This is a genomic window from Mycobacterium persicum (genome assembly GCF_002086915.1).
Lineage (GTDB): Bacteria > Actinomycetota > Actinomycetes > Mycobacteriales > Mycobacteriaceae > Mycobacterium > Mycobacterium persicum.
Genome location: NZ_MWQA01000001.1, coordinates 5,314,591 through 5,330,790 on the forward strand (window position 1 = coordinate 5,314,591; position 16,200 = coordinate 5,330,790).

Below are 16,200 nucleotides of genomic sequence, written 5' to 3' on the forward strand. Positions count from 1 at the left end.
GTTATGGCGCCGCGATCGGCCCGGCGCAACGCTGTTGCGACATGAGCCGATCGGTCGGGATCAGGTCGGCCAGGAAGGTCGTGCGCCGAAGAATCTCGGCGAGTGCTAGGAGTTCCTGGTCCGTGGTGGTGCCACTTGGCTTGTCCGCGAACGACGATCGGATCTGGTCCAGGCTCCAGCGATCGATCAGCCTGGATATCACGTCGTGCAGCAGCGTTGCCGCCGGAGGGTCTTCGACCTCCTTGAATGGCCCCTTGACCAGTAGCTCGGTGATTGCCGACGCCATCCTCGCGACCGGGTCGGCGAAACCCTTGCGAGCAAAGAGCTCGATGGCGGTAGCGGCATCGAGGTGGTTCATGATGATGGCAAGCGCCAACCGCTGGGCCGGATCCTGACTGCGGCTGCGCAGGGACATCAACATGCTTTCCCGGCGCCGTTCGTCGACGACCGACTGGATCCATGGCGCGCTCGCGGCGGGCGCCGGGGTCGCCGCGTTGGCACTCGGGAACCAGCGGCGAAACGGGCCGGTCGTGATTGCCGCCGAGAGCAATTCGAGTTCGGACAGCGGGTCGGCACCGGTCAACGACGCGTCGATGAGCGCACCGAGGCGCTGCGGGTAGTAGGACGCGATCAGCTTGACCAGCTGGCATTTCTTGACGAGCGTCGGGTCCCGATATTCGGGATTGATGGCCACACCGGGCGCCAGGTAGTTGTACTGAAGGTGATGACGGGGGTCCGCGCAGGTGCGAATCACCACCGTCGCCGACGGCGTATCCAGATGCACGAGGGAGTGCGCGCCGGACTGTCCCGCCAGTATCGGGCGGATCGCACCAATCTCCAGCAGCTCGGTCGAGTTACGGCGCACCGTGCCCAGCTTGAGGTTGGTGCTGATCGGCAGCGTCTGTTCGAAAGTCCAGCTCGAGTGGATGCTGGAGCCGTCGAGGACGCCGAACGCGCCTTCAAAGCCGTGCTCGTGAATGGACACGGTCGCAGACAGCCAGAAGAGCACCGACACGTGAAAGCGCTCGGTCCGGTACATGGTCAACGGCGGCTGCCCGAAAGATGCTGCGATGTCGTGTTGCGCGGGTAGCTGACGCGCCGCCATGGCCCAGTCGAGGATGTCTTGCGACCCGATCGAGCCGACGATCTCAGCGGACGCGAGCATCTCGACCGCGATCGCGCTGAAGGCGTCCTGGTCATAGTCCAGACTGCGCCATTGTCTTTCGATGCCCTGGCCAAGCTTGCCGAAAACGGCCTCAACAGACGCGGCTTTCATCGCGAGCATCACCCGCCCAACGGTTGTTCTCGAGCAGTCCCAAGCGCAGCTTTCGCGGCCTCGAGGTCAGGTTTGAGCTGCAGTGCGCTTTCGAAGGCGGCGATCGCAGCAGTTGTGTTGCCCAGGTCTTGGTGGGTCTTGCCCAAGTTCAGATAGAACGCCGGGTCCTCCGGGTAAATCTCGATTGCTTGTGAAATCAACTCCAGCGCGCGCTCTGGCTGCCCGGCTTCGCGTGCAATCACACCTAAGGCGTGCAGGGCATCAAACTGACGCGGCTCGATGCGCAGGGCTTCTTCGCACGTGGCTCGAGCGTCATCCGAACGGCCCTGCCGGTGCGCGGCCAGCGCTCGCCGGACAAGGTCAAGGGTGCGGATTTCGGCGGCCTTCGTGTCGAAGCCCAGCGTGGGCCGTTTGTCCAAGGCCCACGCCGCGTGTTGGTCGTTCTTGTCGACGTAATGCAAGAAGACCTGGATCTGCTGATGGCCGGTGTAGGCCTTGCGCCAGTGCACCACGTCGATGCCTCGGTAACAGACCAAATCGCCGGGGTTCAAGACTAGTTCGGTGTCTGCCAGGTAAAGAGGCCACGGCTCGGGGTCAACGTCAACACACAGCGATGCGCTGTATTGGCAACTCGCACCGTCGGTGTGCTTTTCGAGCACCGCGCCGTTCCAATAGATCCGGCAATAGCTATAGGTGGGCACCAGTTCCTTGTCGCTGACCCGCGCTACCACCGGCGCGACCGCGAGCAGCAGTGCCTCGCAAACCGGGTGGCTATAACGCGCCCAGCTGTCCGGGCATTGACGGTCCCCGAAGTGCTGGGTGTCGGACAACGGCACGCCGTTCATGGCGTAGTCAGCATCTTTGGAGATGACCAGTGAATCTTTGATGAGTTGCAGCATCTGCGGGTTCACCGCATCTCTGACAACTTCGTAGAGTTCCATGTGGGGCACGCGAAAGTTCAGCCGACGGATTCTCGCGTGTCGGTGAACTGTAGTGCGAAGCCGGACGGCAGCGACTTGCCGCTGATCTCACGAATCGCTGCGGCGGGATCGGACAGGCACAGTTGCCGGAATTCCCAGTCGGTCTGGGCGCGCTTGAACACCTGGCGAACCGCGGACCGCAATTCGTCCTCGGTCAGGGTCGGGTGATCGTCCATTTTCGCTCCTCCGGTCTGGGCGCTCTTGGTCTCGGGGTGCTCCGGTGGTGACCGGCCGGTGATCACGCCAGCAGCAGAACCGCCGGCAAATCGTCGGGATAGGCAACGCGCAGCAGCTCATAGCCGACTCCGGCCGCGCCCATGAACAAGTTCGGGCTTCGGAAGCCATGGCGGAAAGTGATCGCGAAATCCCCGATGCGCCCGGCCCGTGCTACCACGCGCGAGCTGATCCGCAGCGCTTCCCGGGTCCACGATGGGTCGCCGAGCACCTGACCAGCGGTCAGCAGTGTCTCCACCAAACCCATGTTGCCGCAACAAATGTGATCGCGAGGCAACAGACCGCAAGCGCCGGTGGTTGCCAACGCGGCCGCGATGTCACGACGGATCTCAGGGGAGTCGAGTGCGGGCAGGCCACCCAGTCGTGCCAAGCCGATCCCGGGGGCGCCGTGGCACCAGAACATGCCAAACCCGGGCTGGTCCATCGTCATTCCCGAGTAGCGGACCTCCCGGCGGTCGTGCCAATTGTTCACTTCGGGAGAAAACTCCGAAGCTTCGAAGCGCACCGCTTCCCTGGCTGCTTCCAGGAATTCCCGTTCGTCCGTTGCGCTGAACAGTGCAGCCAGGGCGTAGGCGATGCCCGCCGCTCCGTGCGACATGCCGGTCAGGTGTTTGCCGGCAAGGGTGGCCCAGGTCCGGTGCCCGGAGGGCGTCAGGCTGCGCGCGTCGAGCAAATGTCGGCCGCAGGCGTCGGCGATGGCAAGCAATTGCGGATCGCTGCCGGCACGCCAGCACGCGAGCAGGCACAAGATCGCTCCGGCCCCACCCCCGAGGACATCGAATGCCTTGTCCCCGTTCACCATCTCCGGGCCGATCCGGCGGGCCGCGCCGACGGCTTCGTCGACCAGCCCGCCATCCTCGAGCAGGACCCCGACGCGCGCCAGGGCGTAGGTCACCGAGGGAAATCCCAGCAGTCCGCCGATCCCCAGCGATGCGATGTCGTGGCTGTCGGCCTTGGCGAGCCAGCGGCGCACGATCGCCAGGGCGGCCCGCGCCGACTCGCCGAATCCGAGATCCGGGGCCACCTTCTCGAGCGCGGCGAAGAACAACGCTACCCCGCACCGGCCGTTGTAGAGTTCCAATTCCATTGCCCGCAAGGCGAATTCGTCGCCCTGCGGCAGGCTCTTCAGGACCAGCCACCCCGGCTCACCATTGGCTTGGCGAATTGCCGCGCGCTCCAGACCGCGCCCCAACGCGACCGCTTGTTCCACCAGTTGCGCTCGGTCCAAAGGCTCCATCTGCTCGTCGTCGTACTCGCCGGGCGGGGCATACCAGATGAATCTCTTGGCATCGCGGGCATCCATCGACCCCCTGATCAGCTTGACCTGCCAGCAGAGGTCATCGTCGCCGAAGTGCGATAAATTCTGCTGCGACTGGTTGACTGCGGAATCGGTGAAACACGCATGCGCCGTTTCGCCCGACGGCAGTACCAGCGAATCGCTGTCTCCCGGCGCGGTGAATTTCGGTACATCGGTTCGCCAGCATGCCGCCACCTCCTCGCGGACCAGCGGCCAAAGCTCAAGCCGCCGTTTGTCATGCAGGAACGGCCGCGACAGCACGTCCAGCTGGATGTCAAAGTCGATGCCTTCACGCAGGCAGTCGGGATGGCAGGCGCTGTTGAGGACGGACATGTAATGCATGGTGTTACGAAGGATGAAACGTGCCGGGTAAGTGAAGATCTCGTGAAATGGGCTGTCCGGCGCCAGAAGTTGTTCCCGATGGTTTGTCAACAGCTCGTAGACCGACTGGAAACCGTCGACAATTTCCTCCACATTGCTGTCCGGGGACAGGTATTGCTCTTCGAAACGCGGCAGGTTGTCCCCCTGCTTGGCCTTGACCTTTCCGTATCGATATCCCAATCCGTCGGTGTTGATGTGTTGCCAGGTCAAGACTTCATATTCGCCTTCTTCATCCGCAGATCGCGCGATCGCCGAGATGTCGTAATGGCGGTGTTGGCCCTTGACCGGATTCGGGAGGAAGTGGGTGGCCAAGACGGATCGGCCCAGCCGCCGCGCGACTTCATCCGTGAGTTCAGAATCGTCGGTGGCCATCGGATGGCTGTAGATGGTCTCGAGGTCCACCGGCACCGGATATTCCCCGCAGGCGATCAGGTTCTCGAAGTGAAAGTCGGTGCCGTTGAAAGCATAGAGCAAGCACAGGAGTGCGCCTGACCTGCGGTAGAAGCGCCTAACCTGGTCGTCGCACTCGCAAGCCCGGTTGTCGATGAATTCCACCCACCCGTATCCGTCGCGCTCGAGCATTTTCAGCACCGGAAAGGTGGGATCCGCACCGAGTGTGTTCAGCCACGTGGTGAAGCGGAAGTACGCCGCTTCCAGTGCCAGATCCTTCGGCTTGTAGATCAGCATTTCCCCACCGGCGAACTCAATGGCGACCACCGACTTGCCGCCGAAGTGGGGATCTGACAAATCCATTTTGATGGCCGCGAGATCACCAGGATCACAGACACCGAAGATCCGGCCGATGTCTGCTCGGTCGGCTCGCAGCCGGGTGAGGAATTCGGCGCTGTTGGCCACCCACTGCAGCACCGCGACCGCCATCAGCCTTGCCATCACGCAATACTCTGCGAACAAGGGCCGCCAGCCGGTTCTGCGGATGTCCGCGACAAACTCCAGATACGCCGTCCGTGACTCGTGTGCCCGTGCCGGGTCCGGACAGGGCAGCCCGTCGAGTTGACGGCACGCCAGAAAAGTGCGGAACTCCAACTCCAGCACCCGCGAGGAAATTCGCGAGAGGGCTTGCAGCAGAGAATGTTCCATGCTGCCGCGAACCTGGACCGGCAGCGCGCGGTAGTCGCTGGCGGCTTCGTCCAAGCGGTTTTCGGCAACGGCGAGGAACGGCAACAGCAGTTCCTCGAACGGCACCGGCGCATCCGTGTGCAGGAAGGGCAACTCGCGATCGCCTCCGCTACCGGTCCCACCGGCAGCGCCCGCCCGCAACACCTCGTCCAGCACCTCAGTCCATGTCGGCAGGCCAAAGACTTCCGGCCTCGCCACGTCTCCGAGCAATGCCCGTACCCGTTCTAGTTCGATCGAGTCGAGCGACAACCGGCGGCGAAACTGGTCCGCGTCGCCGTCGGCGACGATCTCGCACCACTTCTTCAGCCGTGCCGCTGCCTTGCGCGAAACCCCTTCCGGGTCGAAGGCATCTGGGTGCGAAATCCGCTCGCGCAGGGAACTCGCTCGGGACACCAATGCGACGCGCTCCGCATGGTTCAATTCCGCCGCGGGCCGCGTCGCCGGCCCTATCACTTGCACGTGTTGATCACCCCCGACGGCAGCAGCCCCGAGCCTTCTGGGCTAACCCGCTTCAACAACCCGCTGCCTGGACGGCATCGCCTGGGCAACGTTTGAACTCGGTGCCGTCGAGCCTAGTAACGGGACTTCGAGAACGTACAGGGAAATTGGCTGCAGCAGTTGTAGATAATGGAGCTTTGGAAGTTGCTGTCAGCCCGTTCCTCATCGCCAGGATCTTCCTGAAGTTTCTCCACCATCAGGAAAGGCGGCAATTCCAGAATCAGCTTGCCGGTCACGTTAACTCCCTCCAACTTTCCGTTCCTTGAGCCGCGGGGTTCAGGATGCGAATCTCACCGTATGCAGGCGAAATCCAGCGTGGAACAGTCTCCCTGCTGCTAACGATAGCCGCCCGCAAACCGGCGCGGTAGGGCCAAAGGTCCCCGGGATGCCGAGGCTCGTGCCCGTGCCGACGACGTCGTCGATCTCTGCCGTTTCCCGGCCCATGATGGGCGGTAGACCCGGATGAGAGTCGAAAGGCCCTGTCGCCACATCGCTGGAAAGGCCAGAGTCGACGCATCGAAGTTCTCGCAGGCACGCCGGGCAAGGACAGCCCTCGGCTGAATTGCTTTGATCTGGAATGATTTAGCGGGAAGAAGGAGATGAGTCGGTGGGAGAACGGGTCGGCGTCCGGGCCGTCCGCAAGGACCACGTCATCGGCGTGCGACCTGCGGCCGGCAGACGTATTGGTTGGCCCGGCGTCCCGATGACCGGCTGCCACGCGGCGGAGAGTGTGGTTTTCAGTCGCGACGGTAAGCAGATCGTTTCTGCCGGTGATGATTTCAGGTGGCACTCGGGGGATGTGTTGCGACCGGGCGCAGCTGGGCTGGAGGCCCACGCGGGGGCGGTGAAAAACGTCGCTTTCAGCGTCCTGGGTAGCTCCGAACATCTCGGACGTCGCCGCGTGTCCGCGCTTGGCAATGGCCGGTCAGGTTTCGCGATCAGATTGGTCGCATGTGCGGCCGCAGCCCTTCTTGCCGCGTTGACGTGTACGGTCCGCGCGGCCGCCGATAGCGGCCCGCTGCGCGGCTGCGATGTCGGTTGCATCGCCGCGTCGGCCAGTCGCACCGCGTCGGGTGGACAGGCGCGTCTGCCGGGCACGGTGCCGTTGGACGAGCCCGCCGTTCCGGAAGTGGTGGGGACAACGTGGCGATTCGTCGAAGTTATGGGTGCGGCCACGCCGATGACGACCGCGGCCACCTTGGGGCTGTTGTCAAATGGCGCGGCGGTGGGGTTCTCGGGGTGCAACCACTTTGTCGGGCGGTACGAATTGGATGGAGCCATCCTCACCTTTACGGAGCTCTCATACACCAAGAAGATGTGCGATCCGGACGTCATGCGGGTCGAGTTCGGAGTGCAGGCCGCCCTGGATCGCACTCGTAGCGTGACCGGCCCACCAGGTCAGCTCTACCTGCTGGCCTCCGAGGGCACCACGCTTGCGCGTTTGGTCGCCCCATGAGGCCCGTCAAAGCTCGGGCGATTGCCACCGCAGAGCAAAGATTGAAGTTGGTCCGCACAAATGAACATCAAGCCGCCCATCGCACGAATCGGCGTATCGGCGGCACGATGATGGCGCCAGCCGCCGTCTGTGAACCCGGACGAGAAATGGGAGAATCCGGGTGTCGCCCGCAGACGGCAATTCAGTGTCGTGTGGGATGGCGGCTCGCCGGCGCGGTAAAACCTCCGGTGTCGTCGAAGAACGCCCACGCCCCGGCGTCGTTGACCTCCATACGCCATCCCAGCTCGGACTTGTCCGTGACGGAGTCGACAAACCAGGCGTGCGCGGCTTCGGCACTGGCAAGATTTTTCGTTGCGACAATCGCGCCGTGTGGGTCGATCACTCGAAACTCAACCATGCGACCTGATTATCCTTTTCGCTCCGCCTTCAATCGTTGGTAATGGGCAGCGACCAAGGCCCTTCCATCGCGAGCCGCCGCGCTCGGCTCGGCCACCTCGGGCCGGACGCGCTCACCGAGATTGACGTCGGCGCGACCTGCTCCGGCGTGTCGTCGCGGTGGTGTAGGTGGCGCGGCACGGGCTGGATGGTGGTGAGCTGCTGCGCCCCGCTTCGCGGGGCTGGCACTCACCACGGGGCTGGATGGTGGTGAGCTGCTGCGCCCCGCTTCGCGGGGCTGGCACTCACCACGGGGCTGGATGGTGGTGAGCTGCTGCGCCCCGCTTCGCGGGGCTGGCACTCACCACGGGGCTGGATGGTGGTGAGCTGCTGCGCCCCGCTTCGCGGGGCTGGCACTCACCACGGGGCTGGATGGTGGTGAGCTGCTGCGCCCCGCTTCGCGGGGCTGGCACTCACCACGGGGCTGGATGGTGAGGCCCGTATCGTCGCCCGGCTAGGCTGGCAGGCGTGTTTGAATCGCTGTCCGACCGGTTGACCAGTGCCCTTCAGGGGCTACGCGGCAAGGGTCGCCTGACCGACGCCGATATCGATGCCACGACGCGTGAAATCCGGTTGGCGCTGCTGGAAGCCGACGTTTCGCTGCCCGTGGTCAGGGCGTTCGTCCACCGGATCAAAGAACGCGCCCGCGGCGCCGAAGTATCCGGGGCACTCAATCCGGCCCAACAGGTCGTCAAGATCGTCAACGACGAACTCATCGGCATCCTCGGTGGCCAGACCCGCGAACTGGTGTTCGCCAAGACGCCGCCAACCGTCATCATGCTCGCCGGCCTGCAGGGCTCCGGTAAGACGACGCTGGCCGGCAAGCTCGCCGCGCGCCTCAAGAGCCAAGGACACACCCCGCTGTTGGTGGCCTGCGACCTGCAGCGCCCGGCCGCGGTCAATCAGCTGCAGGTCGTCGGCCAGCGCGCCGGGGTGACGGTGTTCGCTCCGCACCCGGGCGCATCACCGGAGTCCGGTCCCGGCGACCCGGTGGCCGTCGCCGCTGCGGGGCTGGTCGAAGCCCGGGCTAAACACTTTGACGTCGTGATCGTCGACACCGCCGGTCGGCTGGGCATCGACGAGGAGCTGATGGCCCAGGCCGCCGCCATCCGGGACACCATCGACCCCGATGAGGTGCTGTTCGTCCTGGACGCGATGATCGGTCAAGATGCGGTAGCGACCGCTCAGGCGTTCGGCGAGGGCGTCGGCTTCAGCGGTGTGGTGTTGACCAAGCTGGACGGCGACGCCCGCGGCGGGGCGGCGCTGTCGGTCCGCGAAGTGACCGGTGTGCCAATCCTTTTCGCCTCCACCGGGGAGAAGCTGGAGGATTTCGACGTCTTCCACCCGGACCGGATGGCCAGCCGCATCCTGGGAATGGGCGATGTGCTGAGCCTGATCGAACAGGCCGAGCAGGTCTTCGACGCGCAGCGAGCCGAGGAAGCCGCGGTCAAGATCGGGGCCGGCGAGCTGACCCTGGAAGACTTCCTCGAGCAAATGCTCGCCGTCCGCAAGATGGGCCCCATCGGCAACCTGCTGGGCATGCTGCCCGGCGCGGGTCAGATGAAGGAAGCGCTGGCCGAGATCGACGACAAGCAACTCGACCGGGTGCAGGCCATCATTCGCGGGATGACCCCCGAAGAGCGGGCCGACCCCAAGATCATTAACGCGTCGCGGCGGCTGCGCATCGCCAACGGCTCGGGCGTGACGGTCTCCGAGGTCAACCAGCTCGTCGACCGCTTCTTTGAAGCCCGCAAGATGATGTCCTCGATGCTCGGCGGCATGGGCATCCCCGGTCTGGGACGCAAATCCGCGACGCGCAAATCCAAGGCTGCCCGCGGAAAAGCCGGCAAGAAGGGCAAGAAGGGCGCCCGCGGACCGACACCGCCGAAGGTCAAGAGCCCCTTCGGCATGCCGGGCATGCCGGGTATGCCGGGTATGCCGGGTATGCCGGCAGGATTCCCGGACCTGTCGCACATGCCTGAAGGCCTCGACGAGCTGCCGCCCGGGCTGGCCGACTTCGACCTTTCCAAGCTCAAGTTCCCGGGCAACCCCGGCAAGAAGTAGCCGCGCCGTGCCCCTGCACGTGCGAGGCCTGGCGCTGCCCGACGAGACCACGATCGACCTGTGGGTCGTCGACGGCCACCTCAGCATCGAGCCCGTGAGGGGCGCCGACACCGTCTTGGAGGGCGGCTGGATCTTGCCGGGGCTGGTAGACGCGCACTGCCACGTCGGGCTGGGTCAACACGGCGCCATTGCCCTCGACGAGGCGGCAGCCCAGGCGCAGACCGAACGTGACGTGGGCGCACTGCTGCTGCGTGATTGCGGCTCACCAACCGATACCCGCAGTCTTGACGACCGCCACGACCTGCCGCGCATCATCCGCGCCGGCAGGCATCTGGCCAGGCCCAAGCGCTACATCCCCGGTTTCGCCGTCGAACTCGAGGACGAATCGCAGCTGCCGGCCGCGGTGGCCGAGCAGGCTCGCCGCGGCGACGGTTGGGTCAAGCTGGTCGGCGACTGGATTGACCGCCAAGTCGGCGATCTCGCGCCGTTGTGGTCCGACGACGTCCTCAAGGCGGCCATCGCTGCCGCACACGCCCACGGGGCCCGGGTCACCGCCCACGTCTTCGGCGAGGATGCGCTGCCGGGTCTGATCAACGCCGGAATCGACTGCATCGAGCATGGCACGGGGTTGACCGACGACACCATCGCGCTGATGGTCGAACACCGCACCGCGTTGGTACCCACGCTGATCAACGTCGAAAACTTCCCCGGTATCGCGGATTCGGCGACCCGCTATCCGATCTATGCCGCCCACATGCGTGACCTCTATGCCCGCACCTACCCTCGGGTCGCCGCGGCGCGGGAGGCCGGAGTTGCGGTGTATGCCGGTAGCGATGCCGGTAGCACGGTCCGACATGGACGTATCGCCGACGAGGTTGAGGCCCTCACGAAGATCGGGATGAGTCCCACCGATGCATTGGGCGCGGCGTGCTGGGACGCTCGGCGCTGGTTGGGCCGGCCTGGCCTGGACCACGGCGCATCGGCTGACTTGTTGTGCTACGTCGAAGACCCGCGGCAGGGACCGGGTGTGCTGAACCGGCCCGATGTGATAATCCTGCGCGGCAGAATGTTTCGGGCCGAGTGTTAACCGACTGTTAGCCCGACGCTTGCCGGGCGTGCTGTCGCGGCGGCGGTTACCATCGCGGAATGGCGTTGGCCGGCGGCACGACCTTTGCCGCCTACACAATCGTGCGACTTCTTGGGTCGGGCCCGACGGGCGAGGTCTATCTCGTCGAGGACCCGCGCTCGGCGCAGTGGGCGGCGCTGAAAGTTCTCTCGCCGGCACTGTCCTCGGACCCCGAGTTCCATCGGCGATTCCACCGGGAGACCGTCGCCGCCGCGAACCTCTATCACCCGAACATTGTCGAGGTCCACGACCGTGGCGAGTTCCAAGACCGGCTGTGGATCGCGATGGACTACATCGACGGCATCAGCGCCGGGCAGCTGATGCGCAAGCGGTTTCCGGCGGTGTTAGCGGTCGGCGAGGTGCTCGCCATAGTCAGTGCCGTGGCCGCCGCACTCGACTACGCCCATCAGCGTGGCGTGCTGCATGGCGACGTCAAGCCCGCCAACATCCTGGTGACCGACGTGGGGCCGGGTGAGCCGCGGATTCTGTTGAGCGACTTCGGGATAGCGGGGCGCGCGCCGGCTCAGCTGGGAGCCGAGGCCGACGGGCGCGCTGACCAGTACGCCCTGGCGGCTACGGCTTTTGAGCTGTTCACCGGCACGTCGCCGGTCGACGTGCCGGCCAGACTCAGCGACCTGCGACCGGACTTGGCGCGACTCGATACCGCCTTGTCCAGGGCGCTCAACGCCGATCCCGCCGGCCGTTTCGGGAGCTGCCGGGAGTTCGCCGATGCGCTCCACGAGCAGGCCGGGGTCAGGCCGGTCGACCAGCGCCCCGAAGTTTTAGATGCAGCGACGGCCTGGTCGGCCGCCCCCGTTGCCGACCCCGCCTATGTCGTCGACTACCCGGTCTACGACTGGCCGCAGAGCCCACCAGCACCACCGACCCCCGAACCGGTGACATTGCAACGGCGTGGCACCCCGCTGCAGTCGGCCGCCGCGGTGCTGGCCCGGCGCCTCGACGCGTTCTCCCAATCAACGCAAGAACCGGGCAGGCGCAGATCGCGCCGGATCCTGCTCGGCTCGGCCCTGGTGGTCGTGCTCGTTGGCCTGCTCGCCGTCGGCATCACGATCGGCCGCAAGACGACCGGCGACCATCCTCAGGCGGCCGGACCGCAGACCAGTTCATCCGCTGCGTCCAGCGTGCCGGCGACCAGCGACCCGGCCGCCCCGCCGGCCCCCCTCGACGGCACCTATCAAATCGAGGTCCAACGCTCGAAGCAGACCTACGACTACACCCCGAGCCCGCAGCCTCCCGACGTCAACACCTGGTGGGCGATCCGGTCTTCGTGCACCCCGACGGGCTGTCTGGCCGCGGCCACCATGCTCGACGACAACGACCACACCCAGGCAAAGTCAAGCGTTCGCCCGCTGGTGTTGGAGTTCGGCCAAGGCCAGTGGAAGTCCCGGCCCGAGGAGGTGCAGTTCGGGTGTATAGGTCCTAATGGCGCGGCCAGCACCCAGGCCACCACCCAGGTGCTGTCGTTGCGGCCCCAACCGGTCGGGGATCTCGTGGGCGAGATGGTGGTCACCGTGCACAGCAACGAATGCGGCCAACAGGGAGCGGTCATCCGCATTCCCGCGGTGGCCAGCCGCAGCGGTGATCTGCCGCCCGCCGTCAGCGTGCCGGATCCCGTGACCATTCCCGCGAACCCGCCGGCAACCACAACGCCAACCACGTCGCCGTCCGGCCCGGGCCGCTGAGTCCGCCGCCGCTTCGGTGGGAGAATCGCGCGCCTAGAAAAAAGATTGCGAGTGATCACTATCTATGTTAGGCTGGTGGCAACTCGACGACCCGGAGGAACTGTGAGCTACGACGTAATCATTCGCAACGGACTGTGGTTCGACGGCACCGGCGCCGCGCCGCAGACCCGAAGCCTGGGCATTCGCGACGGAGTAGTGGCCACGGTGTCCCACAGGCCGCTGGACGAAACCGGCTGCCCGGAGGTGATCGACGCGGCGGGGAAGTGGGTGGTGCCCGGATTCATCGACGTGCACACGCACTACGACGCCGAGGTGCTGCTCGATCCGGGACTGCGCGAATCGGTGCGCCACGGCGTCACCACGGTGCTGCTCGGCAACTGTTCGCTGTCGACGGTGTACGCCAACTCCGAGGACGCCGCCGACCTTTTCAGCCGCGTCGAAGCGGTGCCGCGCGAGTTCGTCTACCGTGCGCTGGACACCAACCGGACGTGGTCCACGGCGGCCGAATACATCAAGGCCATCGACAGCCTGCCGCTGGGCCCGAATGTGGGCTCGCTGCTTGGCCATTCGGATTTGCGGGCGGCGGTGCTCGGGCTTGACCGCGCCACCGATGCCACCGTCCGGCCCACCGATGCCGAGCTGGAGACGATGGCGAGACTGCTCGACGAGGCGCTCGACGCCGGAATGCTCGGCATGTCCGGGATGGACGCGGCGATCGACAAGCTCGACGGCGACCGTTTCCGGTCCCGCGCGCTGCCGTCCACCTTCGCGACCTGGCGTGAACGGCGCAAGCTCATCTCGGTGCTGCGCAAGCGCGGCCGCATCCTGCAGAGCGCGCCCGACCTCGACAGGCCGGCGACCGGACTGCTCTTTTTCTTGGCCAGCAGCCGAATCCTCAATCGCCGCAAGGGGGTTCGGATGAGCATGCTGGTTTCGGCCGACGCCAAATCGATGCCGCTGGCCGTGCACACCTTCGGCCTCGGCACCCGCGTGCTCAACAAGCTGCTGCGTGCCAGTGTGCGCTTTCAGCATCTGCCGGTCCCGTTCGAGCTGTACTCCGACGGAATCGATCTGCCGGTCTTCGAAGAATTCGGCGCCGGCACGGCGGCGCTGCATCTGCGTGAACAACTGGAACGCAACGAATTGCTGGCCGACGAGTCCTACCGCCGGCGGTTCCGGCGCGAGTTCGACCGCATCAAGCTCGGACCCACGTTGTGGCATCGCGACTTCCACGACGCGGTGATCGTCGAGTGCCCTGATAAATCGTTGATCGGCAAGAGCTTTGGGCAAATCGCCGACCAGCGTGGACTACACCCACTCGACGCGTTTCTCGACGTGCTGGTGGACAACGGTGAACGCAACGTGCGCTGGACCACCACCGTCGCCAACCACCGGCCTAACGAGCTCAACAAGCTCGCCGCCGACCCGAGCGTCCACATGGGTTTCTCCGACGCCGGTGCGCACCTGCGCAACATGGCCTTCTACAACTTCCCGCTTCGGTTGCTCAAGCGGACGCGCGACGCCGACCGGGCCGGCAAGCCATTCCTGTCCATCCAGCGTGCGGTGCATCGCCTGACCGGTGAAGTGGCCGAGTGGTTCGGCATCAACGCCGGCACGCTGCGCCAAGGCGACCGCGCCGACTTCGTGGTGATAGACCCGGTCCATCTCGACGAATCGGTGGACGGTTACCACGAGGCGGAGGCCTCCTTCTACGGCGGCTTGCGGCGCATGGTCAATCGCAACGACGCGACCGTCGTCGCAACCGGGGTCAATGGCGCCGTCGTGTTCCGCGAGGGTCAGTTCCGGGACGGTTACGGGCTGACCGTGCCGTCGGGACGGTACTTGCGAGCCGGTGAGCGCCAAGCCCTGAGGGTCGGCGCCTGAGATGGCGCGCACCCAGCAGCAACGCCGCGAGGAAACCGTCGGACGGCTTCTCGACGCCGGTATCGCCACCATCATCGAAGTGGGCTATGCCCGGGCGTCCGCGGCCATGATCACCAAGCGCGCCGGGGTGTCGGTAGGCGCACTGTTCCGCCACTTCGACACGATGGGCGACTTCATGGCGGCCACGGCTTCGGAGGTGTTGCGCCGTCAGCTCGAGACATTCACCAAGCGCGTCGCCGAGATACCGGCCGACCGGCCGGCGCTGGAATCGGCGCTGGCAATCCTGCGGGACATCACCATTGGTCCGACCAACGCCGTGCTGTACGAACTGCTGATCGCCGCGCGCACCGACGACAAGCTCAGAGACACATTGCAGCAGGAACTCGGTCAGTATTCAGCGAAGATCTACGATGCGGCCCGGTCGCTGCCGGGTGCCGAGAGCTTCCCGGAGGAGACGTTTCCGGTCATCGTGGCACTGCTGACAAACGTGTTCGACGGAGCCGCCGTGGTACAGGGGATACTGCCACAGCCGGAGATCGAGGAGCGGCGGATCCCGGTGCTCACCGCCCTGCTGACCGGCGCCTTGTGAGCGCGAGAAGACGCAAAATCGCGCCATTTCGCTGAAATGGCGACGATTTTTCGTCTTCTCGCGGTGCCGGAGGTATTAGAGGGAGCCGATGCTGGCTTGCGGGCTGAGGGCAAATCCCCAGTCGAACAGGCTGGCGGCCTGATCCCAATAGGTGGGGCCGCCCTCTTTGACCGTCCCGTACATCATGGCGATCACCAGCCGGCGGCCGCTTCGTGCGGCGGCGCCGACAAATGTCTTGCGCGCGGCGTTGGTGAACCCGGTCTTGCCGCCGATCGCGCCCGGATAGCGCTGTAGCAGCTCATCCTGGTTGACGATCGGTTGGTCACCGTTATCGCCGGGGAACATCGCCGTGGGTTCGGCCGTGATATGAGCAAACACCGGGTTGGCCATGGCGGCACGGAAGATGACCGCGAGGTCGTGCGCCGTCGAGGCGCCGGAACCGCCGGGTCCGTCCAGGCCGGACGGGGTAGCCGCATGGGTGCTTCCCGCACCCAGGGCAGCGGCTTTGGCGTTCATCTTGGCCACGGCGACGTCCTGACCGCCAAGCATTTGCGCCAATGTGTTGGCGGCGTCATTACCGGAAACCAGCAGCAGCGCGTCGAGCAGCTGCCGCGCGGTATAGGTGCGGCCCGGCTTGATGCCGACACAATTGCATTCGACCTGAGTGTCGGCGACGTCGGCGACGACCGTCGAATTCAGGTCGAGTTCGTCCAGTGCAACCAATGCCAGCAGCACCTTGATCGTGCTCGCGGGCGGATGGGCGACATTCTGGTCGCGTTCGGCCAGTACCTGGCCGCTGTCGAGATCGGCCACGATCCAGGTCTGGGCCGGACCGTCAGGGATCGGTACCGAGCCGGCAGGCTGGACGTCGGTATCTGCTCTCGAGATCGGGGAGGTGGCGGCCGCGTTGACGCTGGCGACCGCGAGCAACGCTGCGGCCGCAGCCATAAGCTTCCGCATGAGCGCAGAGTTTATCGTCCAGTGTTACGTGACGCCCAATTCGGTGGGCGCCCGGCGCGTCAGCGGGAATGCCTACGGCCACGGCATGCCACGCCGGGAGTAGAAGGCTCTGGTGCCACCGTCATGGACGGCGTAGGAGCCCCAGCAGGAGTCGTGGCAGACATTCCCATCCCAAGGCAC

12 protein-coding genes and 1 pseudogene are annotated in these 16,200 nt (G+C 65.5%); 6 read left to right on the forward strand and 7 right to left on the reverse strand.

The genetic code is table 11. From position 1 onward, the window contains the following. Window position 1: 1 nt before the first annotated feature. The 5 genes from B4U45_RS24070 to B4U45_RS24090 all read right to left on the reverse strand — a co-directional run bounded on the left by B4U45_RS24070 (window position 2) and on the right by B4U45_RS24090 (window position 6,039). Window positions 2–1,276, reverse strand: a complete 1,275-nt coding sequence (locus tag B4U45_RS24070; protein WP_131808344.1) for a hypothetical protein — start codon at window positions 1,274–1,276, stop codon at window positions 2–4. Between the two features lie 8 nt (window positions 1,277–1,284). Beyond that, window positions 1,285–2,217 carry a tetratricopeptide repeat protein gene (locus B4U45_RS24075; RefSeq protein ID WP_075548620.1) on the reverse strand — a complete coding sequence of 311 codons (933 nt, stop codon included), beginning with the start codon at window positions 2,215–2,217 and terminating at the stop codon, window positions 1,285–1,287. A gap of 17 nt (window positions 2,218–2,234) precedes the next feature. After that, complete coding sequence (locus tag B4U45_RS24080) at window positions 2,235–2,432, reverse strand: hypothetical protein (RefSeq protein ID WP_131808343.1); 198 nt, start codon at window positions 2,430–2,432, stop codon at window positions 2,235–2,237. A gap of 62 nt (window positions 2,433–2,494) precedes the next feature. Next, a complete protein-coding gene (locus tag B4U45_RS24085) occupies window positions 2,495–5,698 on the reverse strand; it encodes a type 2 lanthipeptide synthetase LanM family protein (RefSeq protein ID WP_158006373.1) in 3,204 nt (1,067 codons plus the stop codon). Between the two features lie 179 nt (window positions 5,699–5,877). Next, window positions 5,878–6,039 carry a hypothetical protein gene (locus tag B4U45_RS24090; RefSeq protein ID WP_156908224.1) on the reverse strand — a complete coding sequence of 54 codons (162 nt, stop codon included), beginning with the start codon at window positions 6,037–6,039 and terminating at the stop codon, window positions 5,878–5,880. A 371-nt stretch (window positions 6,040–6,410) separates the two neighbouring features. On the opposite strand from B4U45_RS24090, the gene B4U45_RS24095 reads away from it, so the two are divergent. After that, window positions 6,411–7,259, forward strand: coding sequence for an META domain-containing protein (locus B4U45_RS24095; RefSeq protein ID WP_131808342.1), 849 nt, complete (start codon window positions 6,411–6,413; stop codon window positions 7,257–7,259). A 181-nt stretch (window positions 7,260–7,440) separates the two neighbouring features. Here the strand turns inward: B4U45_RS24095 and B4U45_RS24100 are convergent, their stop codons facing one another. Beyond that, window positions 7,441–7,656: a hypothetical protein gene (locus B4U45_RS24100; protein ID WP_075548616.1), complete on the reverse strand. Its 216-nt coding sequence runs from the start codon at window positions 7,654–7,656 to the stop codon at window positions 7,441–7,443. A gap of 506 nt (window positions 7,657–8,162) precedes the next feature. On the opposite strand from B4U45_RS24100, the gene ffh reads away from it, so the two are divergent. The 5 genes and pseudogenes from ffh to B4U45_RS24125 all read left to right on the forward strand — a co-directional run bounded on the left by ffh (window position 8,163) and on the right by B4U45_RS24125 (window position 15,060). Then, window positions 8,163–9,758, forward strand: coding sequence for a signal recognition particle protein (gene ffh / locus B4U45_RS24105; protein ID WP_083028241.1), 1,596 nt, complete (start codon window positions 8,163–8,165; stop codon window positions 9,756–9,758). Between the two features lie 7 nt (window positions 9,759–9,765). After that, complete coding sequence (locus B4U45_RS24110) at window positions 9,766–10,845, forward strand: metal-dependent hydrolase family protein (protein ID WP_075548614.1); 1,080 nt, start codon at window positions 9,766–9,768, stop codon at window positions 10,843–10,845. Between the two features lie 59 nt (window positions 10,846–10,904). Next, entirely contained in the window at window positions 10,905–12,587 is a 1,683-nt protein-coding gene (locus B4U45_RS24115; protein ID WP_219859528.1) for a serine/threonine-protein kinase, read from the forward strand. A 64-nt stretch (window positions 12,588–12,651) separates the two neighbouring features. Then, window positions 12,652–14,471, forward strand: a pseudogene (locus tag B4U45_RS24120) (N-acyl-D-amino-acid deacylase family protein). A gap of 1 nt (window position 14,472) precedes the next feature. After that, window positions 14,473–15,060, forward strand: a complete 588-nt coding sequence (locus tag B4U45_RS24125) for a TetR/AcrR family transcriptional regulator (RefSeq protein ID WP_075548611.1) — start codon at window positions 14,473–14,475, stop codon at window positions 15,058–15,060. A 75-nt stretch (window positions 15,061–15,135) separates the two neighbouring features. Here the strand turns inward: B4U45_RS24125 and B4U45_RS24130 are convergent, their stop codons facing one another. Then, window positions 15,136–16,020, reverse strand: coding sequence for a D-alanyl-D-alanine carboxypeptidase family protein (locus tag B4U45_RS24130; protein ID WP_075548610.1), 885 nt, complete (start codon window positions 16,018–16,020; stop codon window positions 15,136–15,138). Between the last annotated feature and the right edge of the window lie 180 nt (window positions 16,021–16,200).

Coding starts and splice junctions, on each gene's coding strand:
- B4U45_RS24080 (WP_131808343.1), bottom strand. CDS start 2,432: ATGGACGATCACCCGACCCTGACCGAGGACGAATTGCGGTCCGCGGTT.
- B4U45_RS24070 (WP_131808344.1), bottom strand. CDS start 1,276: ATGAAAGCCGCGTCTGTTGAGGCCGTTTTCGGCAAGCTTGGCCAGGGC.
- B4U45_RS24125 (WP_075548611.1), top strand. CDS start 14,473: ATGGCGCGCACCCAGCAGCAACGCCGCGAGGAAACCGTCGGACGGCTT.
- B4U45_RS24130 (WP_075548610.1), bottom strand. CDS start 16,020: ATGCGGAAGCTTATGGCTGCGGCCGCAGCGTTGCTCGCGGTCGCCAGC.
- B4U45_RS24115 (WP_219859528.1), top strand. CDS start 10,905: ATGGCGTTGGCCGGCGGCACGACCTTTGCCGCCTACACAATCGTGCGA.
- B4U45_RS24075 (WP_075548620.1), bottom strand. CDS start 2,217: ATGGAACTCTACGAAGTTGTCAGAGATGCGGTGAACCCGCAGATGCTG.
- B4U45_RS24100 (WP_075548616.1), bottom strand. CDS start 7,656: ATGGTTGAGTTTCGAGTGATCGACCCACACGGCGCGATTGTCGCAACG.